A 23,546-nucleotide genomic window follows, 5' to 3' on the forward strand; every position below is an offset into this window, starting at 1 on the left:
CCAATGACGGGTCATTTCTGATAGCCTGCCCAAAGCATGAACGCGGCGCTATCGGCGACAGACAAAATGAAGGGGCAAAGACTGTAGCCCACGCGCGACACTGGGCAATACTGACAGTACCTGCTCGCTAGTGTGACATTTGGCCAAGCAACAGCGGCTTCTTGAAGGTGTGGGGCGTTACAAAGCCCTTACCCTAGGCCGTCGATACGCCCCCGCAGGCCCGACAACCAACTCATGCAGCGCCCAGACCAGCGCATCCACCCGGTCGGGCGAACCCTGCCCCTCGAACCCCCTCGCGGTCATCTGGCACATCTGCTCCTCCAGCGCGTCCAGCCCGGAGACATGCGCCACCCGCCCCTGCTCGTACAACGCCGCCACAGGCTCGGCCCGCGCCACCTTCCCGCGCGAGGCCCGCACCGCCCGGAACGGGACCAGAGGGTCCACCTGCCGCACGACCTCTTCCACCAGCTGCCCGCCCTGATTGACCTCGGCCACCAGCCGTTCACCGCCGAACTCATCCATCGCGTCAATCGCCGCCTGCGCCCAGCCTGCCGGGCCAACGCCCTGCACCGTGCGGTCGGCCAGCACATAGGCGCGCCAGCCTTCGGGCGGCCCCTGCACCTGCGCGCCCACAACCACGATCCCGCAAGCATCCGAATCCGAGCCCGCCGTTACCGCCGGGTCCAACGCCACTACGATACGATCCAACTCAGGCAGCCGCACACACCGCGCTGCCTCCAGCATCGAACTTGTCCACAGCGCCCCGTCCGCATCCGACAGCAGCACGCCATCCAACTCCTGCCGCCCCAATCGCGTGCCAGCGTAGCGCGCGCGGACCTCGTCCAAAAACGAGTCCGCGAGGTTGGCCCTGTTCGCCTCGGTCGGGGCATGGGTCTGCACTGTGGACGGCGAGGCCAGCAACTCTTTCAAAACCTTCACGTTGCGCGGCGTGGTTGTCACACAGACGCGGGGCTGCTCACCTAACCGCAAAGCAAATTGCAGCATGTCCCACGTCTCGCCCGCCTTCTTCCACTTGGCCAGCTCATCCACCCAGGCCGCATCGAATTGAGGACCGCGCAGCCCCTCGGGATCATGCGCCGAAAACGCCTGTGCCTCGGCCCCGTTGGGCCAGATCAGTTTGCGTTCCGACGCCTTCCACGCAGGTCGCCGGTCCGGCGGCGAACACTGCAAAATCCCGCTATCACCAAAAATCATCACGTCGCGCACCTGATCAAAGGTTTCACCGACCAAAGCCACGCGACACGCCTCACCCTTATCCAACGGCAAAGACCCTTCAACCATCGACCGCACCCATTCCGCTCCGGCCCGCGTCTTGCCTGCGCCACGCCCGCCCATGATTACCCAAGATCGCCAATCACCCTCGGGCGGAAGCTGATGTGGCAGCGCCCAGAACTCAAACAAGAAAGGGAGGGCACATAGCCCCCCCTCCCCGATCTCACTCAGAAATCTTTCCCGAACCGCAGCATCGGCGGAGGCGAGCCAACCTGCACCCGATTTCAAATCGAGCGCGCTCAAGGTCGAGCGCATACCCCCCTTGGGCAATTCCGGCTTGTCTGTGATGTTGTTCGACAAAGCTTGTCTCCACTTTCTGACAACTTCGGATCAGCCCCTCTAGCTGCCCGAGTTGTTTGGCTGCACCAGCCAGGTCTGCATCCTCCCCGGTGCCAATTTGCCTGCGCAGTTCTTCCGCTGCCTGGCGCAAACCGCGAATGGATGTCTCAAGTGACTGCAAAAGCTCGGCCGTATGTGACATCCGCTCTTCCGGGGTAATCAAAGTCATGTTTGCCTGTGACCTCATGCGTGAGTTTTTCCGCACGAGAGAAACGGAAAAACGGCCACCGGGCTGCCCCGGGGCCGTTTGCCCAATTCTTCTAGCATGACACAATTCGTACGGGGAAAAGCACGTAAAGTCAATGCTTTGCGCAACAGGGGCGCAACGGGCACCGTACTTGGCATCTTAACAAAGCGTAATCGTTGGTTGTGTCGGCGGCTGTTTATGACTTGGCGCAACCCGAGGGACCGCTAAGACGCACCTGTACCGCCTGACGCGCTCCACGCAATTCCACCAACTCGCTGCATGTTCTTTTCGATACAGACGATACTGGCGTAGTTCAGAGCGTGATTTTTAGCGGCGGCATGACTGACTTGTCCACTCACCCCCGGCCACTATCAAAAAAACCACCGCTTGACATTCCAGCGACAAACCCGCATGTGCCCTTTAACCAAAGCGCTGCCGCGTGAGCATTACGGGCTTTATTGGCCCGAACAGCGCACCACGATACTCCAGTTCCCCATCACGCAGGGTTCTTGACGCGTCGACCGGACACCACAGGAAGCGCCTGTGTGTCCCGAGGTTACGCGTAACCCTTGCCGGTCACGTTTTAAACGTGGCCAAACTCGCTCGTCCGTGACTGATAAATCTTCGCGGATCATAAAGGAATGACACTTGTTCGACTTCGACATGCTGGGCCTTGCCCCAGCCCTGAATGACGCGCTGAAACGCGCCAATTTTTCCCAACCCACGCCGATCCAAAATAAGGCGATCCCGCTGGCACTTGAAGGCCATGATATTCTTGGACTGGCCCAAACCGGCACCGGCAAGACATTGGCTTTCGGTCTGCCGCTGATTGATCATCTGCTGGCACAGCCCGGCAAACCCGCTCCTAAGACGGCCAAGGCTCTGATCTTGGCCCCTACCCGGGAATTGGTTAATCAGATCGCCGAAAGCCTCCGCAATTTGACCAAAAAGACAAAACTACGCGTTGCCACCGTTGTCGGCGGGCAATCCATCGGCAAGCAAATCTCATTCCTGTCGCGCGGCACCGATATTCTGGTCGCCACGCCGGGCCGCCTGATCGATTTGATGGAGCGCGGCGCCGTTGATCTCAGCTCAGTGCGCCACCTTGTTCTGGATGAAGCCGACCAAATGCTGGACATGGGCTTTATCCACGCTCTGCGTCGGATTGCGCCGGAACTGGGTACCCCGCGCCAGACAATGTTGTTTTCAGCGACTATGCCCAAGCAGATGGAAGAACTCAGCCAAGCATACCTGTCCAACCCACAAAGGGTGCAGGTTTCACCTCCGGGCAAAGCCGCAGACAAGATCACGCAATCCGTGCATTTCCTCAGCCGAGCGGAAAAGCCCGGGAAACTGCGCGACATCCTTTCAAAAGACACGGATGCCCTGACGCTGGTTTTCGCCCGTACGAAGCATGGCGCGGAAAAACTTATGAAAGGTCTTGTAGCCGATGGCTTCAATGCCGCTTCGATCCACGGGAACAAAAGCCAAGGTCAAAGAGACCGCGCGATCAAGGCATTCCGAGCCGGAGAGATCACGATTTTGGTCGCCACAGACGTGGCCGCGCGGGGTATCGATATTCCCGGCGTTGCCTATGTGATCAACTACGACCTGCCTGAAGTGCCTGACAATTATGTTCACCGCATCGGTCGTACAGCGCGCGCAGGACGTGAAGGCGAAGGCATCGCCTTTTGCGCGCCCGATGAAGTGGACCAACTGCGCCAGATACAAAAGCTGATGAAGATTGAGATTCCGATCGCCAGCGGCTCGATGCCTGAGGTTGCAGAACCCAAAGCCCCGCGCAAACGCGGAGGAGGTTTCCGTGCCCGCCGACCTCAGGGCACCAACACGGAAAGGAAGCCGCAAGCGTCCAAACGGCGCCGTCCGCGCAGACGTTCAGCCGCGTAGGCAAAAGAAAAGGGCCGCGTTGCGAAACGCGGCCCGTGGTCTAATTGTTGGAGCCGTTTCTCTCCGCTTCGATCTCGCGCCATTTGGCAACGTTGCGGTTATGCTCATCCAGAGTTTCCGCAAAAGCGTGTCCACCTGTGCCATCAGCGACAAAGAACACATACCGGGTCTCTTCCGGGGCCACCGCTGCCTGAAGACTGGCCAAACCGGGATTGGCAATTGGCGTCGGCGGCAGACCGTCAATGACATAAGTATTCCAGGGTGTGGCCCGGCGCAGCTCACTCTGGCGCAAACCACGGCCCAATACGCCCTGTCCCTTTGTGACACCGTAGATCACGGTCGGATCTGTTTGCAGCCTCATACCCCTTTCAAGGCGATTTACGAAGACGCTGGCAACCTGTCCCCGCTCATGCGGTACACCGGTTTCCTTTTCGATGATTGAGGCAAGGATCAGCATCTCTTCCGGGTTGGAAATCGGTAAGCCGTCCTGACGGCTTTCCCAAACCGCGTTGATGCGAAGCTGCTGTTTCTCCTGCATATTCTGAAGCAGAGTTACACGGTCATCTCCGGGCCTCACGTCATAACTGTCCGGTGCCAGCATGCCCTCGGCCGGGACTTCGGTGACATCACCCGTAAGCGCGTCAACTCCCTTCAAGGCTTCAACCACCTGCCACGAGGTCACCCCCTCAGCAAGGGAAACACGGTACCGGGTATCAGCATCCTGACGCTTTTCGGTGTATTCCACAGGGGTTTCATCTACTCCGACTTCAAAATTGGCGATTTCAACAAAGTCCAGTGTCGCGGGGTCCAACTCGCGTACCCGTGTTTGCAAGCGGGTTACGCCGATCCGATACTCGATCTCAGAACCGCAAGTGCTGGCACCACTGCTGGTGATCTTGTCGACGATTTCCTCCATCGACGAACCTTCATGCACCAGAAAGCTTCCCGCTTTCAGTTGACCAGCCTTGTCGGTGTAATCCGCACCCATCCGGAAGATAACAGCGCTGCTGATAGCACCATCCTCTTCCAGCTGTTTACTGACCTCGGTCATGTTCGAGCCACGCTTGACCTGCAAGCAAATGGCGGTTTCCAGCGGGCCTTCGCTTTTAAACTGCGACTGGCCCCACAGGATCACGCCGCCAATCAGGAACAGGCCGACCACTAGAATGGTCAACGCATTCGAAGCCAAAGCCCGCCACATTTAACCAACCTTCCCGAAGATCACGCTAGCGTTGGTGCCACCAAAGCCAAACGAGTTCGATAGGGCGACGTTGATGTCCCGCTCGCGCTTTGCGTTCGGAGCAAGGTCGATCGGAGTTTCGACTGCGGGGTTATCCAGGTTGATCGTCGGCGGAGCCACCTGATCCCGGATCGCCAGGATCGAAAAGATCGCCTCAATCGCGCCGGCCGCACCCAGCAAGTGACCAGTGGCCGACTTTGTCGAGGTCATCGTCGCATCGCCCGCATGTTCGCCCAGCAGGCGTTCCACCGCACCCAATTCAATTGTATCCGCCATGGTTGAGGTGCCGTGCGCGTTAATATAGTCCAGATCTTTCGGCTCCAGCCCGGCACTGCGTAGCGCAGCCCGCATCGCGCGTTCGGCACCGTCACCATCTTCGGACGGGGCCGTAATGTGATATGCGTCACCGGACATGCCATAGCCCAAGACTTCGGCGTAAATCTTTGCGCCGCGTGCCTTGGCGTGTTCGTATTCTTCCAGAATCAGGACACCCGCACCTTCGCCCATTACGAACCCATCACGATCCACGTCATAGGGCCGGCTGGCTTTCTTGGGGTCGTCAGCGTATTTGGTCGACAGCGCCTTACACGCGTTAAAGCCCGCAATGCCAATCTCGCAAATGCAGCCTTCACCGCCGCCCGCAACCATAACGTCCGCGTCACCGGCACGGATAATGCGGCTGGCATCGCCAATGGCATGCGCTCCGGTCGAACAGGCTGTGACCACCGAATGGTTCGGACCTTTAAAGCCATGGCGTATCGAAACCTGGCCCGAGGCCAGGTTGATCAGCGCGCCCGGAATAAAGAACGGCGACACACGGCGCGGGCCTTTGTCCCTGATAAGGTTGGCCGTGTTCGCAATGGAGCCGAGGCCGCCGATACCAGAGCCAATCAGGACACCTGTCCGCAGGCGCTCCTCTTCGTCTTCGGGCAACCAGTCCGCATCCTGACAGGCCATATCGGCCGCCGCGATGGAATAGAGAATAAAGTCCTCGATCTTACGCTGCTCTTTTGGCGGCAACCAATCGTCCGGGTTGAAGGTTCCGTTCTTACCATCGCCGCGCGGGACTTCGCAGGCATAGGTCGTGGTGACCCCGCTTGCCTCGGCGTCGAACTGGGTGATCGGGCCTGCACCGGATTCTCCGTCCAGCAGCCGCGACCAGGTTTCCTCAACCCCACTGGCCAACGGCGTGACCAATCCCAGACCGGTTACAACGACTCTGCGCATGAATTGCCTCTTGCCTGCTTCCTATTTGAGAACCGCTCTTACCCCGGCCCGGGGTCCGGGGGCAAGAGCCACGGCAGATTCCCCTCCGACACGATTTCGCCACACGAAGCAAAAGCTTGGCAATAAAATCGGTTCTTTCGACAAAAAAACCGCCGGTCATCGGTAACGACAACAGGCGGTTTTGAATTGCAGTTGGCTTACTGAAACTGTGCCACCGGCTCATGCGCCTTTTTGGCGACTTCCAACGCATCCGCCAGGCCAAGTGTTTTGCGGAACAACGCACGCCCAACAATCGCGCCTGAGATGTTGGGGATATAAGCCAACCTGGAGATGTCATCCGCCGTACGCACTACACCGCTGGCGATGATTGGCGTTCGGGACTTTTCCGCAAGTCCCGAGATGAGCCCCAGCTGCGCCTCGACATCTTCCATATCGCTGTCGATATCGGTCACAACAATACCGGCAAATGGAGTATTCTCGAAGGCTTGGATAAACGCTTCCGGAGTGAATGCACTCTGACTGCGCCAGCCGTCGGTCATCACAAGCCCCCTCCAGACATCAACCGCCAGAACGATCTGATCGGGGTAAAACTTGGCAAGTTCTTTCACCAGATTGGGATCTCGTGCTGCAAGCGTACCAATCACGACTCGCCCTGCACCTTTGTCAATCCAATGCTCAACTTGCTCGCGGCTGCGCATACCTCCAGCCAGCTGCACTGGCATCTCTGCCGAGCGAATGATCTCTTCAACCAACCCAAAGTTGGTATTCCGTCCTTCAATCGCATCAAAGTCCGTCAGTTGCATCCATTCGGCCCCGGCGGCCGACCAGCCCCGCGCCGTTTCAACGGGGTCCACATGCCAGATCATTGCGTTGTCCAGACGGCCCTTGTCCAGCGTGACACACCGGCCGTTCTGCAGTTCCATTGTCGGGTAAATCCTCATGAGCCCGCTCCCTCTCCCAGTCGCGTTGCAATCCAGCGCACTATACACGCCGGATGAACCTCGAAGAATACTGGTTTCGGCAAACTGAGGGTATTTTGCGGCATGATTGCCGGTCTCTTCACATCCTTGTCGGCGGACCGTTCCGTCGCAACAACACGACCGGAGCACCGCTGTACTCGCAGCTTCGCATCGGGACATATCCCAGCTTGTCAGCCAGCTTTTGCGACACGGTATTGGCCGAATTTACCATTGCGACCAATGGTCCAGGCATAACGCGGTCAAACCAGTCATGGGCGGCTTGCGCAGCTTCCAGTCCCAAGCCCTGGCCCTGTGCCTCGGGCACCAGAACCCATCCAGCCTCGGGGTAGCAGTCAAAATCGTCGCCCAGCGCACGATTGCCGTAGAAAAAACCAGCCTGACCGATCAACAACCGATTCGATTGCTGCAATACAGCCCACTGCCCGAATCCGGCCATCTGCCAATGCCCCGCATTCCGAAGAAACGAATCCCACGCCTCGCCTCGTGACCGCGGCTTGCCGCCAATATGGTGCACGATGCACGGGTTGCGCCAAATCTCGGCGAACCGGTTGAAGTCTTCGGGCCGCATTGCGCATAGCATCAAGCGTGCCGTGTTTATGGTCGGGGTGGATCGTATCATGCCCTGCCCGCTCGGATATTTGCCTCAGGTCTAACAGTGCTTGGCGAAATGGCACCTAGCAAGGATGAATTTGGGCAAGCACAAAAAAACGGCGTCTCCGTTGCCCGGAAACGCCGTTTTCTATCTGTTCGAAGCGCTTAAGAAGCTTCCGAGATGAATTTTACGGCGTCGCCGAAAGTCTGGATTGTCTCGGCTGCGTCATCCGGGATCTCGATGCCAAACTCTTCTTCGAAAGCCATAACCAGCTCAACTGTGTCCAAGCTGTCTGCGCCCAGATCGTCGATGAACGAAGCGTTCTCTGCTACTTTGTCTTCTTCAACACCCAGGTGCTCAACAACGATCTTTTTAACGCGATCTGCGACGTCGCTCATGTCTATTCCTCATTCCATTTCGGGGCGTAGTGCCCGGTTCAGCCCTTGCCCGCTCAGGCTGGCTTTGATTTGCCCGGTCCGGGCGGTTGGGTCCCGGTAGACCGGGAAAGTAGAAGGCCGACCAATCGGTCGACCTCTGCATGTATGCGCCGCCTATAGCACAGACAACGCCCAAGGCAAACGCTTTCGCGCCCGGCCTTGTTGGCGCTCACAACATGGCCATACCACCATTCACATGCAAGGTTGTTCCTGTGACATAGCCCGCCTCAGGGCTGGCAAGGTACAGAACTGCTGCAGCAATTTCCGCTGGTTCGCCCATACGTCCGGCGGGAACCTGGCCCAGGATGCCGGATTTTTGATCGTCGGTCAGCTTGTCTGTCATCGCAGTTGTGATGAAGCCGGGGGCGACTGCGTTGGCGGTGATTCCGCGGCTTGCGACCTCATAAGCCAGTGATTTTGTCATGCCGACCATACCCGCTTTGGACGCGGCATAGTTTGCCTGCCCGGGGTTGCCAGTTGCGCCAACAACGGACGAGATGTTGATGATCCGGCCCCAGCGCGCCTTCATCATGCCGCGTAAAACGCCTTTGCACAGCTTGGCGGTGGCTGTCAGGTTCACATCAATCACGCTCTGCCATTCGTCGTCCGACATGCGCATGAACAGGTTGTCCCGCGTAATACCTGCGTTGTTGATCAGAATGTCGACTGATCCCATCGCATCCGCCGCTTGCTTCGGCAGCGCTGCAACAGCTTCGGCATCGCCCAGATTACAAGGCAGTACATGCGCTCGTTCACCCAGCTCGTCGGCCAGTGCTTGCAGCGGCTCGACCCGAGTGCCGGAGAGCCCGACAGTCGCCCCCGCGCCATGCAGTGCGCGTGCGATGTCGCCCCCAATTCCACCCGAAGCGCCAGTGATCAGCGCGTTCTTACCTGTCAAATCAAACATTCGGTTTCCCTCTTGGTTCGTCCTTTGGGACGTTTATTCTTACGACTCGGCCTCAAGGACCTTTTGCACATCTTCCGGTGTACCAACGGCTTTGCCCGCGATGTCGCGGTCAATCTTTCGGATCATGCCAGACAGGGCTTTACCTGCGCCGATCTCCCATGTCTCGGTCACGCCTTGTGCCGCCATGTATTGCACGCTTTCACGCCAGCGAACCGAGCCGGTGACCTGTTCGACCAACAACTGGCGAATCAGATCAGGGTCGGTAACCGCCTCGGCGCGCACATTCGCAACCAGAGGCACCGTGGGTGCCTTGATTGAGACCGCGGCCAAAGCCTCGGCCATCACGTCGGCAGCAGGCTGCATCAGCGCACAGTGAAACGGCGCGCTGACCGGCAGCATCACAGCGCGCTTCGCACCCTTTTCCTTGGCGATCTCGGCGGCGCGTTCAACTGCGGCCTTGGAACCAGATACCACGACCTGTGTCGGATCGTTGTCGTTCGCGGCCTGACAGACCTCGCCCTGCGCGGCCTCTTCGGCCACGGATCGCACAGCATCCAAATCCAAACCGAGTATAGCGGCCATCGCACCTTCACCCACCGGCACCGCGCTTTGCATGGCCTGACCACGGGTGCGCAAAAGGCGCGCCGCATCTGCAACCGACAATGAGCCAGCAGCGGCCAACGCCGAGTATTCACCCAGGGAGTGCCCCGCGACAAAAGCCGCATCCGTGACTGCAACACCCTCGGCCTCCAGCGCACGCATCGCCGCCATAGACGTGGCCATCAATGCGGGTTGCGCGTTTTGCGTCAGAGTAAGGTCCGCAATATCACCGTCCCAGATCAGGTCGCTCAGTTTTTCACCCAACGCCTCGTCGACCTCATCAAAAACAGCCCGAGCAGCCGGATAGGCCTCGGCCAGAGCCTTGCCCATCCCGATGGTTTGGGCGCCCTGCCCGGGAAAAACGAATGCGCGTGTCATTGCGACCTCTTGGATGACGTTAGGTTGTCGCGGGGTGTAAACCGACTGCGGGCGCGGCACAAGCATTGCCTGACTTCTGCATCATGGCACCTTGACTGTGCGCATCACGCTATTGAGTCCTGTTCCCATGGCCTTAGGTTTAGGCCAACCACACCAGTCCGGAGCCCCTGATGCCCTCGACAAACTCTTTCTCTGCATATGGCAGCGTGACCAAAACGTTCCACTGGCTGACCGCCCTGTTGATCTTTACCGCCCTGCCGCTGGGTTGGATCGCCAATGACATGGCCTACGCAATCCGCGACCCTTCGGTCCCGACAACTGAGGAAGACATTGCACGGGCTGCGCAGCTGTTTTCGCTACACAAAACGGTTGGTGTCACAGTGTTTTTCATCGCCCTTGCCCGTATCCTCTGGGCCGTGACGCAAACGAAGCCCGGATTGCTGAACGCAGACAACAAACCCGAGGCCTTCGCGGCCGAGACCGTGCACTGGATGCTCTATGCCTCTTTGGTTCTGGTGCCTCTGACGGGCTGGGTGCACCACGCCGCGGCCGAGGGGTACGCCCCAATACTGTGGCCGTTTGGGCAAACCCTGTCGTTTGTCCCCAAGTCGCCCCATGTCGCCGAGGTTACGGCCAACCTTCACTGGCTGTTTATCTGGGTTCTGGCCGGTTCGTTGGCGCTGCATATCGCCGGAGCCCTCAAACATCACGTGATCGATAAGGACAGCACCCTGCGCCGCATGTTGCCCGGGCGGTCGGATGCACCTGAGCCGCCTGCGCAACAGCACTCGATCGCGCCGGCCTTTACTGCTTTGATGATCTGGGGTGCGGTTTTGATTGGCGGCTGGTCAATCGGTGTATTCTCGGACCACTCCGCCGCTGCAAGCGACACGGCTCAACTGACCGAAGTGCAATCTGATTGGCAGGTGCAAAATGGAAACCTGGCGATCACCATCACCCAACTGGGCAGCCCGGTAACCGGCAATTTCGCTGACTGGACCGCCGCAATAACCTTTGAAGACCCGGCTGCACCGGGGTTAGCTGGTAGCGTGGATGTTACAATCTCCATCACATCGCTTAGCTTGGGAACCGTCACTGATCAAGCTATGGGCGCTGACTTCTTTGACAGCGCACAGTTTCCCACCGCCCAATTCAAAGCCGACCTTTATAAAACGGATACTGGGTACGAGGCGCGTGGTCCGCTGACAATACGCGACAAGTCCGTTGACGTAACACTTCCATTTGCGCTGGATCTGCAGGACAACACCGCCACCATGTCTGGTGAGCTGGAATTGAACCGGATGGATTTTGATGTCGGCACGTCGCAACCGACCGAGGGGTCTCTGGGTTTCGATGTGTTGGTGTCAGTCAACCTGACAGCGCAGCGCGGGACATAAGAAAACCGCCGGGGCAGACCCCCGGCGGTTTCGTCCAACAAATTCGGTCAGACGTACTCAGCCTTCTGGAGTTTCGGCCTTCTGGGCTTCGACAGAAATCCGAACTTCGACTTCGTCGCTAACAAAAGGTGCGAATTGGCCAAGGTCGAATTCGCTGCGCACCAGTGTCGTAGTCGCATCGAAACCTGCCCAAGGCTTATTTGCCATCGGATGGTCTGCTGCTTGGTTCAGTTTGGCGTCCAGAACAACGGATTTTGTAACGCCGTTCATGGTCAGATCACCGGTGATGTTGGCGGTGTCCTCGCCAGTGACCTCGATGCCGGTCGAGGTAAACGTGATCATATCACCCTCGGACGCGCCAAAGAAATCCTCGGTCATGAAGTGATCTTCGCGCGGTTTCCAACCGGTGATCATCTCAAGCACGGGTATCGAAACGGTGACGCTGGATGCCGCCGGATCTTCTTGATTGAACATGATCTCGCCCTCAAATCCCGAGAACATGCCGTACGTGGTCGAAAACCCAAGGTGGTCATAACTGAAGACGACCTGACTGTGGCTTGGGTCCAGGACGTATTTTTCAGCGCTGGCAAACACGGATGTCGCCGATACGGCCAGTGCGGCGGCCAGAAGAGTAGATTTCATAATAATCTCCGCAGTTTTGTGGATGCAATCCGAGGGGGTTGCTGTAAAACACAAATGTGCTGCCCGAGGGCAGCACATCAAGTAGCATCCGCTAACAACTCCTGTTCCTATATGAACAGAATAAAATTCAGGCGAAGATTGTTACGCATCCGCTTAATTGACCTTTAAGTGCCCGGCTGACATCCGCCGATTGCAGCGGCAGTTTCATCAGCAGGCTGCCGTCGACGTCGTACAACTCAACCTGGTCTTCGACAAAACGCGCTCCGCCCAGCGTGTCATAGCTCCGGCGAAGGACTGTTTGCGGGCGACCGTTTTCGTTCTTTTGCAACACCCGGACCTCGCGACGAATCGGGTCGAAATATGCGTCCGGACGGGCATCCAGCAGTTGAATAGTCAACAGGCTGACACCGACCAGCAGGAACATCAATGACGCAGCCAGCTTGATTGGCCACACTTCAGACGCCATTGCGGAACCAGCCACCAGCCACATCGAAAAGGCCATAACGATCAAAGCAGCCCCAACTATACGGGCCAGAACCATCCTGACTTTCCAATTTGGTGCAAAGGCGATCAAAACTGGAACAGATTTCTCATAGCTCGCAGCGTTCGCGGTCTCCTCGATTGCGTTCGTATTCATCGCGGTCATATCTCTCACCCTGTTTCTCAGGTTGCCGTCTTGGGTCCGGTGTGTCCGGATATTCCTCGGTATGAAAAACAACTTTGAGCCGAAAAGCGTCAGGAATTGGGCAGTGCAAAGGAATTAGCACGGCTTCACCAAGGCATCTAAGGCGGGGCTTGCCCCTCACGCTTAAACGTGTATACGAGGCCATCCTTCGCTAAACACATGAATCGCGCAGCCTCTCGTGGCAGGGTCGCGAAGGTGGAAATGGCCCCGCCTATGAAATGCGCCTTGATAGAAACAGGAGTGCACATGCCACTTTATGAGCATGTAATGATCGCGCGTCAGGACCTGTCCAACGCGCAGGCAGAAAGCCTTGTCGAACATTTCGGCACCGTTCTGGCTGACAACGGCGGTAACGTCGTCGAAAGCGAGTATTGGGGCGTCAAGACGATGGCTTACAAGATCAACAAAAACCGCAAGGGCCACTATTCCTTCCTGAAAACCGACGCCCCTGCCGGCGCCGTTCAGGAAATGGAACGCCTTATGCGCCTGCATGACGACGTTATGCGCGTTCTGACCATCAAGGTCGACGAGCATGCCGAGGGCCCTTCGGTCCAGATGCAGAAGCGCGATGAGCGCGAAGGCCGCCGCGAGCGCCGCTGATCAACGCCTGACGAAAGGACATAAACTATGGCCGCAAAACCATTTTTCCGCCGCCGCAAGGTCTGCCCGTTCTCGGGTGACAACGCGCCGAAGATCGACTACAAAGACACCCGTCTGCTGCAGCGCTACATCTCTGAGCGCGGCAAAATCGTACCTTCCCGCATCACTGCCGTTTCGGCAAAAAAGCAGCGTGAACTGGCCCGTGCTATCAAGCGCGCCCGCTTCCTCGCCCTGCTGCCCTACGCCGTGAAGTAAGGAGAGACTACATGCAAGTTATCCTGCTGGAACGCGTTGCGAAACTGGGTCAGATGGGCGACGTCGTTGACGTCAAGCCCGGCTTTGCCCGCAACTTCCTGCTGCCACAAGGCAAAGCGCTGAGCGCATCGGACGCCAACATCGCGTCGTTCGAAGCCCAGAAAGCGCAGCTTGAGGCCCGCAACCTCGAAACCAAGAAAGAAGCTGAAGCACTGGCTGAAAAGCTGAACGGTCAGCAGTTCATCGTGATTCGCTCGGCATCGGATGCCGGCGCGCTGTATGGCTCGGTCACGCCGCGTGACGCCGCAGACGCCGCCACCGAAGCAGGTTTCACCGTCGACAAGAAACAGATCGTTTTGATCGCACCGATCAAAGAGCTGGGCCTGCACTCGCTGGCAGTCAAACTGCACCCCGAGGTCGAAGTCGAGATCAAGATGAACGTCGCCCGCTCGCAAGAAGAGGCCGAGCTTCAGGCATCGGGTAAATCGATTCAGGAACTCGCAGCCGAAGAAGAGGCAGCCGCAGAATTCGAGATCGCCGAACTGTTCGACGATATTGGTTCCGCAGCTTCGGAAGACGAAGAACTCGTTGCATCCGAAGAAGCCCCGACTGAGGATGGCGAAGCCAAAGCCTAAGCGGGCTTAATCGAATTTTGGAAGGCCGCATGTTTCATGCGGCCTTTTTTCTTGCACATGCATAACGAGCAAAATTTAGCCCATTTCTATATCTAAGCTTGCGACCATCCGACCATTCCATATCATCCCCAGGCGTTCATTGGAGATCAAAATGTCAAAACGTACCCGTCGCTTTTGCATGGCTTTATTGCTTATGATCCCCCTCGCCGCCTGCGGTGGCGGCGAAGTTTCCAAGGCAGAGAAAAGTACTTTTGTCCCCCCGCTTCATCCGAATGAAACACCAGAGCTTCGTGCCTCAATCAATAAATGGGCCGATCATTACGAATTGCCGCGCGAACTTGTGCACAAACTGGCGATCCGTGAAAGCACCCACCGTCCTTGGGCCGTGAACAAGCCGTATTACGGGCTGTTGCAAATTCTTCCTGCAACTGCGCGTTCGATGGGATATTCGGGAAACGCTCAGGGGCTATTGGATGCAGATACAAATCTAAAATTCGCGGGAAAATACCTGCGCGGTGCCTGGATGTTGTCAGACGGTGATCAGAAACGGGCGATATTTCTCTACGCGAAAGGATACTATCCGGAGGCCAAGGCGCGTGGAATGCTGGTCGAAACCGGATTACGAACCGAGTAGAAACTGACGCACCAAGTGTCGAGCCGAAGCTATCCGACGCGGGTTCGCGTCATAACACGTGTGACCCCGTATAAGTTGTGTCTATTTTCATAATTTACTCGCTGGAACTGTGCATTGTGAACGTGTGAAATGAACTATTCGCTTGCGTTTATTGTCTAGGTTGACGCAACGTAGGCGGAACTAAAAAGGGCAAGGTGCTTTGGGGATGAAGAGCGCCGAGTAAAGGTTGGACAGGTGAAACTCATAGACTTGGCCGCAATAGATCACAACGATAAGTCGGCCGCCGACATCATTAGTGCTGTCTGTGACGAACTTGGTTTTGACTATGCCTCTTACGCGACCATGAATCCGGTCAAAGGGGATATACAAGGCTATGCCAACTATCCGGACGAATGGAAAATCCACTACGGGAGCCACGGCTTTCACCACTTTGACCCGACCCTTTACAAGTCGGCGCTCAGTATTGCGCCAGTAGATTGGGCCAGGTTCGAGAAGGATAGTAAGTTTAATACCGTGTTCCGGGATGCGCACGACTTTGGCATAACATCCCGTGGCTTAACTGTTCCTGTTCGGGGTCCCTACGGGGAATGCGGGTTGCTGAATGTCACTCGTGACTGTTCGGATGAGGAATGGGAAAAGCTGAAAAGGCACGTAATGGCCGATCTTCAGCTGGCCGCCGTGCAAGCCCATGACACTGTCATGCAGTCGGGCCTGTTGGCCAAAGCACTTTATCTGCCAGCCCTGTCCACGCGTGAAAAAGAGATTCTGCAATGGGTTGCCGAAGGTAAATCTCAGCAGGACATCGGCGATATTTTGTCCATTTCCCACCGAACCGTCGAGGTTCATATGCGCTCCGGTCGTGAAAAGCTCGGCGCGTTAACCACGCCTCAAGCCATAGGGCGGGCAATTGGTTTGGGTCTAATCGCCCCAGGTTAAGCAAAAAAAACCGAAAAATACGGGATACCCCCAATAGTTTATGGTTACGGTTTGGTTAACCTTAACCCCACGGTAACCAGACTGTAGGGGGATGGAAAATGATCATCGTAATTGATGGTATCAACCAACATATGTTTAGTGATGTCCTGGACGAAATGTTCAAACTTCGAGCGCGCGTGTTCGGGGATCGTTTAGGATGGGAAGTCAACATTGTAGACGGGCGCGAACGCGATATGTTCGACGACCTGAATCCTGCACATGTAGTCAGCATCGACGACGAAGGGGAAGTCGTCGGATGTATGCGCCTGTTGCAGACCACGGGTCCACACATGCTTGCGGACGTCTTCAATTCGATCCTTGATGGCGAACCACCGGTACGCAGCTCACAGGTTTGGGAAGCAACCCGGTTCTGTGTCGACACCAAGCGCCTGGGGCGTGGGCGCGGCAAGAACTCGGTATCTTATGTGACAAGCGAAGTCATGATCGGTTCATTCGAATATGCAAAGGCCGCCGGTGTTCTGGACTCGATCGCCGTGATTGATCCCGTGATGAACCGGGTTCTGCAACGTTCGGGCAATGCGCCGTATGACTATCTTGGCACGGCCAAGCCAATGGGCAAGGTGGTTGCAATGGCGGCTTTGATGGATTGCTCCGATGAACGGATTTCCGGAATTCGGGAATACGCCGGCATTGAGCATGATGTCTTCTTGACCGACGAACAGGCGCTAGAGCGCTTTGAACTCCGCAAGGCCAGAAAACCCGCCAATATAGATCATCAACCGCTGACCGAGCTTGAGAGATACTTCGTTGAGCAGATGCACGCAGCAAGGACACAAGACGAGGTCAACGACGTGCTGCGTTTGATTGAATCCCTTTCGGACCGCTTCACGCCAGAGCAAAAGACAGCTCTGCTAAGTACCCCCCGTGCTTTTGTTCATGAGGCCTGACCCCCTCACCTCATAAGTTCAAAAGCCACCCACCGGAGCCGTCTAACTTCAGACGGCTCCGATTTTTTTGCCAACGTCGAATGGAGGTGAAAGAGGATTACTCCTCCTCCAGTGCCTCAACGGCTTTCTGCAGGTCGTCTTTGCCGACTTCTTTGTCGGCGACCTGGGCCAGTTCGAACACGTAGTCGATAACCTTGTCTTCGAAGATCGGTGCGCGCAATTGCTGCTGCATCTGCGCATTCTGCTGCACGAATTCAAAGAACTGACGCTCCTGACCGGGGTACTGACGCGCCTGGTTCATGATCGCCTGGGTCATCTCGGCATCAGAAACTTCAACCTCGGCTTTCTGGCCCAGTTCGGCCAGAAGCAAGCCCAGACGCACGCGGCGTTCCGCCAGTTTGTTGTGCTCATCAGTCGGCTCAATCTCGCCGTGGTCGTGACCTTCCACATCCGGGTTTTCCTCGTGGAACAGCTGATGTGCGATCTGCTTGGCTTCGGCTTCGACCAGCGACGGCGGCAGGTCAAACGAGACCAGTTCATCCAGCGCGTCCAACAGAGCACGCTTCATCACGGCGCGTGACGCACCCGCGTATTCCGCCTCCAGACGCTCGGCAATCTGAGTTTTCAGAGCAGCCAGATCTTCGGCACCGAATTTTGTTGCCAGTTCATCATTAATCTCAGCGGCGACGGGCTCTTTCACCTCTTTGATGGTGCAGGTGAACACCGCGTCTTTACCTGCCAGATGTTCGGCACCGTATTCTTCGGGGAAGGTCACGTTGACGTCTTTTTCTTCTTCGGCCTTCACGCCAACCAACTGTTCTTCAAAGCCCGGGATGAAGCTGTTGGAGCCCAGAACCAGCGGATAGTCTTCAGCCGAACCGCCTTCGAACTCTTCGCCGTCCACTTTGCCAACAAAGTCGATCACCACCTGATCGCCGTCTTTCGCCTTGGACCCTTTGCGGCGGGCTTTGAAATCCTGCGCGGTTTCGGCCAGGCTTTTCAGCGCTTCTTCGATGGCGGCATCGTCGGCTTTGACGACCAGCTTTTCCAGCTCGACTGACTTCAGATCAACTTCCGGAATCTCGGGCAGCGCCTCATAGGACATCTCGACGTGAACGTCGTCGCCTTCTTTCCAGTCTTCATTGGTCATCTTGACCTGCGGTTGCAGCGCAGGACGATCGCCGCTGTCCTCGAAGTGTTTGTTCATGGCACCATCGATGCTTTCCTGCATCGCTTCGCCCAGCAGGCGTTGGCCAAACTGCTTTTTCAGCAGCGCCATCGGCACCTTGCCTTTGCGGAAACCCTTCATCTCGACTTCAGGCTGTGCTTCAACCAATTTCTCGTTGACTTTGTCATCCAGCTCAGATGCGGAAACGACGATATTGTAGCCGCGTTTCAGACCTTCGTTCAGCGTCTCGGTAACCTGCATTATGGTAGTCCCCATAGGATTCGGGGCGCGCAAAACGGCGCGCCGGGCAAATTTGACGCCTTCTATTTGTCCAGCCCCGCGCGTGCAAGGGGCAAAGCCCGGATCAGCCTTGTTTTGGCATCGATTTGAACAAAAAAACGCCCCGTAATTCAGCGAGGCGCTTTTTCTCATTGAATAGGCTTGTCAGAACTGCCAGAGCGCGCCCAGAACCCAGGCTTCGTTCTTATCGAAATCAACCGTGTCGTCGAAATCATGGTTCCGATACTTCAGGTAAGCATCCGTATTAATGCTATCGATCCGTTGAACCACGGCAATGCCCCAGGACTTGGTGCTTGATCCTTCGCTGTTAAAATCCGACCCGTCAAAATAGTCGATGCCTACTCCTGTTTTCCCCCAGGGTATCCAGTCGCCTTCATAGGCCAGCTTGGTGTACCAATAGTCCGGATCGCTGGCACCCTCGGCTGTGTCGTCTCGCGTGCCAAGGGCGGCCGTAAAACTCAGCCCATTGGGTAGCAGCACCGAACCAGACGCGATCGTGTCTTTGCGCTCGCCGGAACTGTCGTCGAAGTCACGCACCGCGTAGGCCACGCTTGCGGCAAACTCCACGCCGTTCGCAAACGTGTTGCCGTAAGAAATCGCGATGTCGTAGTAGTCGTCGTCATCGCTGCTGGACAGGATGTTTTGTCCGTAAGCGATCGAGGCAGAGAAGCCATTGAAATCAGGCGTGTCATAACGGATACGCCCGCGCCGGGCCCCATCAAAGTTATCGGCTGAGTCCCCGACAGTGATATCGCTTAGGATACCGTCCGACCCACGGTAGAAAAATGCGCCATTTTCATCGTTGGTGAAGGAATACAAAGCCGTTCCGACATAAGAAAGATCGGTTTCGGCAGCCCCGTCCGAGGCCATGCTGCCCTGACCGGCGGAAAACTTGCCGTACCCACCTTCAAGTGAGAAATCGACATGCCGGATGTCTTCTCGTGACCAACCGTCAGTGTTGGTTCCATCCTGGTTGGCTGTTGCGGTGCTTGGCAGGCCCAAACCGGTTTCAAATCGGAACATGAACTCGTTGCTGCCATAAGGCTGCATCAAGCGCAGACCTACGCGGCTGTTGGACAAGTCATTGTCGAGCAGCCGTGTCTCGGTCTCTTCGCCGTCGTCAACGGACACAATCACCGGGTCGAATTGCCCATAAAGCAGAACATAACCACCACTGTTGTTTTCGTACTTCAGTTCCGCCATTGCCGGTATGGCGGTTGTCGCGGCTAAAATCGCCACTGTTGAAAGCCATTTAAACTGTTTGGTCATTTCGCTCACCTTTACTATCCCTGCCTTTGACAATCTTCCCGCGCGGTGATCCCGCCACCGGATCGGCAGCCCTCTGCGCGAGTTTGCCAATCCCGCTCACCTGTCCTTCAGAGCGCATAGCTGTTTAAAATTTTTCAAATATCTACCGCGAATTTCACAGTGGGCAGAAGCCAAACCCCGGGGAATTCTGCGCCCAGTCAGAACGCATAGCAAATGCCCCCTCTTTTTGTTTGGCGACGCTGTCGGCTGAATGTCGCCGAAAACAAAACGGATCAGCCATATCCCGCTTAGGCAATCAAAAATTCAAATCCTTTAGAACCAACGGCAGTTGCTCGGGCAAGTCTTCAGCGATCAATCCCGGACCGAATATGCGCGCGCATTCGACATGCAGCCAGGCCGCGACCACTGCCGCTTGCATCGGGGTCAGTCCTCGCGCAAGCAGTCCGGTGACGAATCCCGCCAACACATCCCCGGCCCCTGCCGTCGCCAACCAAGGGGCTGTACGCGCATAGAGCGCCGCATTGATTACACATTGGCCGTTTGGCGCAGCAATCACAGTATCCGGCCCCTTGAAAAGAATGACGCAGCCCGCCCGCTTCGCGGCTTCCTGCGTAGCGTCGACCTTGGAAAACGCCGGGCCTTTTTCGGGCATGGCTGTCAATTTCTCGGCAATATCTGGGAACAAACGCGCGAATTCGCCCGCATGCGGGGTAAGAACACAATTCTCATGCAAATTCGTAAAAAGGACCGAGGGGTCACTGGCAAATGCCGTCAATGCATCCGCGTCCAACACTGTTGCACGTTTGGCCTGCAAGGTAGCAGGCACCAAATCACGCGCACGCTCAACCCCCAATCCGGGACCAAGACACACAGCATTCAGCCGCTCGTCCTGCAACACTTCGGACAGGTGATCCGCGCCCTCAACCCGTTTCAACATGATGGCAGTCACCTGCGAAGCGACCTCCACCTGGGCCGCTGGTGGCACCCCCAGTGTCACCAGCCCCGCACCGATACGAAGCGCCCCGCGCGCCGCCAGTCGGGCAGCACCGGTTTTGCCTGCACCACCGCTCAGGATCAGCGCGTGCCCGTACGAGTACTTGTGGGTCTGAGTTCTTTTGCCGACCGACCGTGGGATGCCCTGCGTAAGCTCCAATATTGGCCCTTCGGCCCTTTCATTCCAAATCTCATCCAGCCCGATCGGCTTTACGATCAGCCGGCCCGACTTTTCAGCACCACAGTCGAGGTAATGGCCCCGCTTGGCGCTATGAAAAGCGACCGTCAGATCAGCCCCCGAGTAGGTACCGAGTGACTTGCCGCTATCCGCACACAGACCCGAGGGCGTATCGATTGCGACAAGCCTGACCGCTTTTCGCAAGATCAATGCGTCAAGTGACTGCAACACCTGTGCCAGCACTCCCTCAATGCGCCGCACCAAACCGGTTCCAAAAATTGCGTCAATGATCAAATCCGGTTCTGCAATACCGCCAAGCGCATCTTTTGCTGTCAGATCGCCGACAGGCCCCAACTGCCTCCATTTCTCGTAATTCACGCGCGCGTCCGGTGGCAGCTTGTCTGGGTCACCGAATAAGAAAACCTCAACCGTCCATCCCTGCGCCTTCAGCAGACGCGCCACAACTAACCCGTCACCCCCGTTGTTACCCGGTCCGCACAAAACGACAGCGCCAAAAGAGCCCTTTGCCTTTTGCCCCGACGCGTTACTGACCCCGATCTTGCCCAGCTCTGGCCATTCCTCGAGAATCGCATCGACAACGCCCTGCCCTGCGCACTCCATTAGTTGCAGCCCCGTCACGGCACCCGAGTCAATCGCGGCCCCCTCGATTGCTTTCATCTGCCCGGCAGTCAGTAGTCTTGTCATTCCAAACCCCCCAAAGCGATTCCATTGTGACTATTTTTTGTGCAAGGCGATCAATATTTCACCCGCCGCCTAATTTCCAAGCACATGGACACGACCATTTTCGCAATCAGATTGCCGACCGATCATAGACGTGATCAGTCCCATTCTGACAAGTGCGAGAGGGAGCCCGGGATGAAGAAGATCGAAGCGATCATCAAACCGTTCAAGCTGGACGAAGTGAAAGAGGCATTGCAAGACGTCGGGGTCCAGGGCCTGAGCGTGATCGAGGTCAAAGGGTTTGGTCGTCAAAAAGGCCACACCGAGCTTTATCGCGGCGCGGAATACGTTGTCGATTTTTTGCCAAAGGTAAAAGTCGAAGTCGTTCTAGACGATGATCAGGTCGACGCCGCCATCGAAGCCATCGTTTCTGCTGCGAAAACCGACAAGATCGGCGACGGCAAGATTTTCGTCACACCCGTTGAGCAAGCCATTCGCATTCGTACCGGCGAAACCGGTTCCGAAGCCCTGTAATCGAACACACCTAAACCAGAGGAATAGTGAGTATGAGCAAGGACGCAGTTCTTCAGCTGATCAAAGAAGAAGACGCCGAATACGTCGATATCCGTTTTACCGACCCGCGCGGCAAGCTTCAGCACGTCACCATCATGGCCGATCAGGTCGACGAAGACTTTCTGGAAGAAGGCTTTATGTTCGACGGATCGTCCATCGCGGGCTGGAAATCGATCGAAGCATCGGACATGAAACTGATGCCGGACACAGCAAGCGCCTATGTCGATCCGTTTTATGCAGAGAAAACAATCTGCATCCACTGCTCGGTTGTTGAGCCTGACACTGGTGAAGCCTACGAGCGTGACCCGCGCGGAACCGCACAGAAAGCCGAAGCCTACCTGAAGTCGTCTGGTATCGGCGATGCGGCTTTCTTTGGCCCCGAGGCAGAATTCTTCCTGTTCGACGATGTTCGTTTTTCGAATTCTATCAACAAAGTATCCTACGAAGTTGATGCAACCGACGCATCGTGGAACACCGACACCGAATACGAAATGGGTAACATGGGCCACCGTCCGGGCGTGAAAGGCGGGTACTTCCCTGTAAACCCCATTGATGAAAGCCAGGACCTGCGTTCGGAAATGCTTTCGACCATGAAGCGTCTGGGAATGAAAGTTGACAAGCATCACCACGAAGTGGCCTCGTGCCAGCATGAGTTGGGCTTGATCTTTGACAGCCTGACCAAACAGGCCGACGAGCTGCAAAAGTACAAGTATGTCATCCACAATGTCGCGCATGCATATGGCAAATCGGCCACCTTCATGCCGAAGCCGATTGCCGGTGACAACGGCACAGGTATGCACGTGAACATGTCGATCTGGAAAGACGGAAAGCCGCTGTTCGCCGGCGACAAATACGCTGATCTGTCAGACGAGGCGCTGTGGTTCATCGGCGGTGTTCTCAAGCATGCCAAGACTCTGAACGCCTTCACAAACCCATCCACCAACAGCTACAAACGCCTGATCCCGGGCTTTGAAGCTCCGGTTCTGCGTGCATACTCTGCCCGCAACCGTTCGGGTTGTGTCCGTATTCCGTGGACCGAGAGCCCGAAAGCCAAACGCGTCGAGGCCCGCTTCCCCGATCCGGCAGCAAACCCCTACCTGGCATTTGCTGCTCTGCTGATGGCCGGACTGGACGGCATCAAAAACAAGATCAATCCGGGCGAAGCGATGGACAAGAACCTGTACGATCTGCCTGCCGAGGAATTGGCCGATATCCCGACCGTTTGCGGCTCGCTGCGTGAAGCGCTTGAAGCTCTGGCATCCGATCATGACTTCCTGTTGCAGGGCGACGTGTTCACCAAAGACCAGATCGACGGCTACATCGCACTGAAGATGGAAGAGGTCGAAACCTACGAGCACACACCCCACCCGGTTGAATACGGCATGTACTACAGCTGCTAATTAGGCTTTTGCAGAAAAAATGGGGCGTCCCTTACGCAAGGCCCTATAGGTAAATGTTGAAAGAGGCTGAGTGTTCAGCCTCTTTCCTTTTGTGCTCAGATTGAGAAGTTCGAGAATTGGCGCCAATTATCAGACGTTCGATTTTGGTGCAGCGAATGACCGTAT

General features: G+C 56.6%; 23 protein-coding genes. 10 read left to right on the plus strand and 13 right to left on the minus strand.

Translation table 11 applies throughout. The annotated features are described in order from the left end of the window. Window positions 1-177: 177 nt before the first annotated feature. Entirely contained in the window at window positions 178-1,548 is a 1,371-nt protein-coding gene (locus AC2FIT_RS01630) for a DNA-packaging protein (protein WP_496826493.1), read from the minus strand. 919 nt (window positions 1,549-2,467) lie between these two features. Between AC2FIT_RS01630 and AC2FIT_RS01635 the strand changes: the two genes are divergently transcribed. After that, window positions 2,468-3,727 (plus strand): DEAD/DEAH box helicase, encoded by a 1,260-nt coding sequence (locus tag AC2FIT_RS01635; protein ID WP_496826010.1) that lies wholly within the window; start codon window positions 2,468-2,470, stop codon window positions 3,725-3,727. 40 nt (window positions 3,728-3,767) lie between these two features. Here AC2FIT_RS01635 and mltG read toward each other — a convergent pair whose 3' ends face one another. From mltG to fabD, 7 genes are all read right to left on the minus strand, one after another. Then, complete coding sequence (gene mltG / locus AC2FIT_RS01640) at window positions 3,768-4,928, minus strand: endolytic transglycosylase MltG (RefSeq protein ID WP_496826012.1); 1,161 nt, start codon at window positions 4,926-4,928, stop codon at window positions 3,768-3,770. Beyond that, entirely contained in the window at window positions 4,929-6,194 is a 1,266-nt protein-coding gene (fabF, locus tag AC2FIT_RS01645; RefSeq protein WP_496826014.1) for a beta-ketoacyl-ACP synthase II, read from the minus strand. Window positions 6,195-6,391: 197 nt separating this feature from the next. Further along, window positions 6,392-7,135, minus strand: coding sequence for a 1-(5-phosphoribosyl)-5-[(5-phosphoribosylamino)methylideneamino]imidazole-4-carboxamide isomerase (locus AC2FIT_RS01650; RefSeq protein ID WP_496826015.1), 744 nt, complete (start codon window positions 7,133-7,135; stop codon window positions 6,392-6,394). A gap of 118 nt (window positions 7,136-7,253) precedes the next feature. Beyond that, complete coding sequence (locus AC2FIT_RS01655; RefSeq protein WP_496826017.1) at window positions 7,254-7,793, minus strand: GNAT family N-acetyltransferase; 540 nt, start codon at window positions 7,791-7,793, stop codon at window positions 7,254-7,256. Window positions 7,794-7,930: 137 nt separating this feature from the next. Continuing rightward, on the minus strand, window positions 7,931-8,164 hold the full coding sequence (locus AC2FIT_RS01660) for an acyl carrier protein (protein WP_008756330.1): 234 nt from the start codon (window positions 8,162-8,164) through the stop codon (window positions 7,931-7,933). 208 nt (window positions 8,165-8,372) lie between these two features. After that, on the minus strand, window positions 8,373-9,110 hold the full coding sequence (fabG, locus tag AC2FIT_RS01665; RefSeq protein WP_496826019.1) for a 3-oxoacyl-[acyl-carrier-protein] reductase: 738 nt from the start codon (window positions 9,108-9,110) through the stop codon (window positions 8,373-8,375). 39 nt (window positions 9,111-9,149) lie between these two features. After that, window positions 9,150-10,088: an ACP S-malonyltransferase gene (gene fabD / locus AC2FIT_RS01670; RefSeq protein WP_496826021.1), complete on the minus strand. Its 939-nt coding sequence runs from the start codon at window positions 10,086-10,088 to the stop codon at window positions 9,150-9,152. A 170-nt stretch (window positions 10,089-10,258) separates the two neighbouring features. On the opposite strand from fabD, the gene AC2FIT_RS01675 reads away from it, so the two are divergent. Beyond that, complete coding sequence (locus AC2FIT_RS01675; protein ID WP_496826023.1) at window positions 10,259-11,485, plus strand: cytochrome b/b6 domain-containing protein; 1,227 nt, start codon at window positions 10,259-10,261, stop codon at window positions 11,483-11,485. Window positions 11,486-11,542: 57 nt separating this feature from the next. Here AC2FIT_RS01675 and AC2FIT_RS01680 read toward each other — a convergent pair whose 3' ends face one another. Then, entirely contained in the window at window positions 11,543-12,127 is a 585-nt protein-coding gene (locus AC2FIT_RS01680; RefSeq protein WP_496826025.1) for a YceI family protein, read from the minus strand. 127 nt (window positions 12,128-12,254) lie between these two features. Beyond that, a complete protein-coding gene (locus AC2FIT_RS01685; protein WP_496826027.1) occupies window positions 12,255-12,773 on the minus strand; it encodes a hypothetical protein in 519 nt (172 codons plus the stop codon). A 285-nt stretch (window positions 12,774-13,058) separates the two neighbouring features. Here AC2FIT_RS01685 and rpsF point away from each other — a divergent pair, with 285 nt between their 5' ends. The 6 genes from rpsF to AC2FIT_RS01715 all read left to right on the plus strand — a co-directional run bounded on the left by rpsF (window position 13,059) and on the right by AC2FIT_RS01715 (window position 16,819). Next, window positions 13,059-13,412 carry a 30S ribosomal protein S6 gene (gene rpsF, locus AC2FIT_RS01690; RefSeq protein ID WP_170349078.1) on the plus strand — a complete coding sequence of 118 codons (354 nt, stop codon included), beginning with the start codon at window positions 13,059-13,061 and terminating at the stop codon, window positions 13,410-13,412. Between the two features lie 27 nt (window positions 13,413-13,439). Then, a complete protein-coding gene (gene rpsR / locus AC2FIT_RS01695; RefSeq protein WP_005982441.1) occupies window positions 13,440-13,667 on the plus strand; it encodes a 30S ribosomal protein S18 in 228 nt (75 codons plus the stop codon). A gap of 11 nt (window positions 13,668-13,678) precedes the next feature. After that, window positions 13,679-14,302: a 50S ribosomal protein L9 gene (rplI, locus tag AC2FIT_RS01700; RefSeq protein WP_496826030.1), complete on the plus strand. Its 624-nt coding sequence runs from the start codon at window positions 13,679-13,681 to the stop codon at window positions 14,300-14,302. Window positions 14,303-14,495: 193 nt separating this feature from the next. Next, entirely contained in the window at window positions 14,496-14,936 is a 441-nt protein-coding gene (locus tag AC2FIT_RS01705; RefSeq protein ID WP_496826495.1) for a transglycosylase SLT domain-containing protein, read from the plus strand. 234 nt (window positions 14,937-15,170) lie between these two features. After that, on the plus strand, window positions 15,171-15,872 hold the full coding sequence (locus AC2FIT_RS01710; protein ID WP_496826032.1) for a LuxR family transcriptional regulator: 702 nt from the start codon (window positions 15,171-15,173) through the stop codon (window positions 15,870-15,872). 98 nt (window positions 15,873-15,970) lie between these two features. After that, window positions 15,971-16,819, plus strand: coding sequence for an acyl-homoserine-lactone synthase (locus AC2FIT_RS01715; RefSeq protein WP_496826034.1), 849 nt, complete (start codon window positions 15,971-15,973; stop codon window positions 16,817-16,819). Between the two features lie 97 nt (window positions 16,820-16,916). Here the strand turns inward: AC2FIT_RS01715 and tig are convergent, their stop codons facing one another. The 3 genes from tig to AC2FIT_RS01730 form a co-directional block, all read right to left on the minus strand. Then, window positions 16,917-18,248: a trigger factor gene (tig, locus tag AC2FIT_RS01720; protein ID WP_496826497.1), complete on the minus strand. Its 1,332-nt coding sequence runs from the start codon at window positions 18,246-18,248 to the stop codon at window positions 16,917-16,919. Window positions 18,249-18,431: 183 nt separating this feature from the next. After that, entirely contained in the window at window positions 18,432-19,556 is a 1,125-nt protein-coding gene (locus AC2FIT_RS01725) for a porin (protein WP_496826036.1), read from the minus strand. Between the two features lie 295 nt (window positions 19,557-19,851). Next, window positions 19,852-21,432, minus strand: a complete 1,581-nt coding sequence (locus AC2FIT_RS01730) for an NAD(P)H-hydrate dehydratase (protein WP_496826038.1) — start codon at window positions 21,430-21,432, stop codon at window positions 19,852-19,854. Window positions 21,433-21,603: 171 nt separating this feature from the next. Here AC2FIT_RS01730 and AC2FIT_RS01735 point away from each other — a divergent pair, with 171 nt between their 5' ends. Together AC2FIT_RS01735 and glnA are read left to right on the plus strand one after the other, a co-directional pair. Then, window positions 21,604-21,942: a P-II family nitrogen regulator gene (locus tag AC2FIT_RS01735; protein ID WP_068331988.1), complete on the plus strand. Its 339-nt coding sequence runs from the start codon at window positions 21,604-21,606 to the stop codon at window positions 21,940-21,942. A gap of 32 nt (window positions 21,943-21,974) precedes the next feature. Beyond that, window positions 21,975-23,381 (plus strand): type I glutamate--ammonia ligase, encoded by a 1,407-nt coding sequence (glnA, locus tag AC2FIT_RS01740; RefSeq protein ID WP_496826041.1) that lies wholly within the window; start codon window positions 21,975-21,977, stop codon window positions 23,379-23,381. Window positions 23,382-23,546 lie beyond the last annotated feature (165 nt).

The organism is Ruegeria sp. YTSA135, from assembly GCF_059610165.1.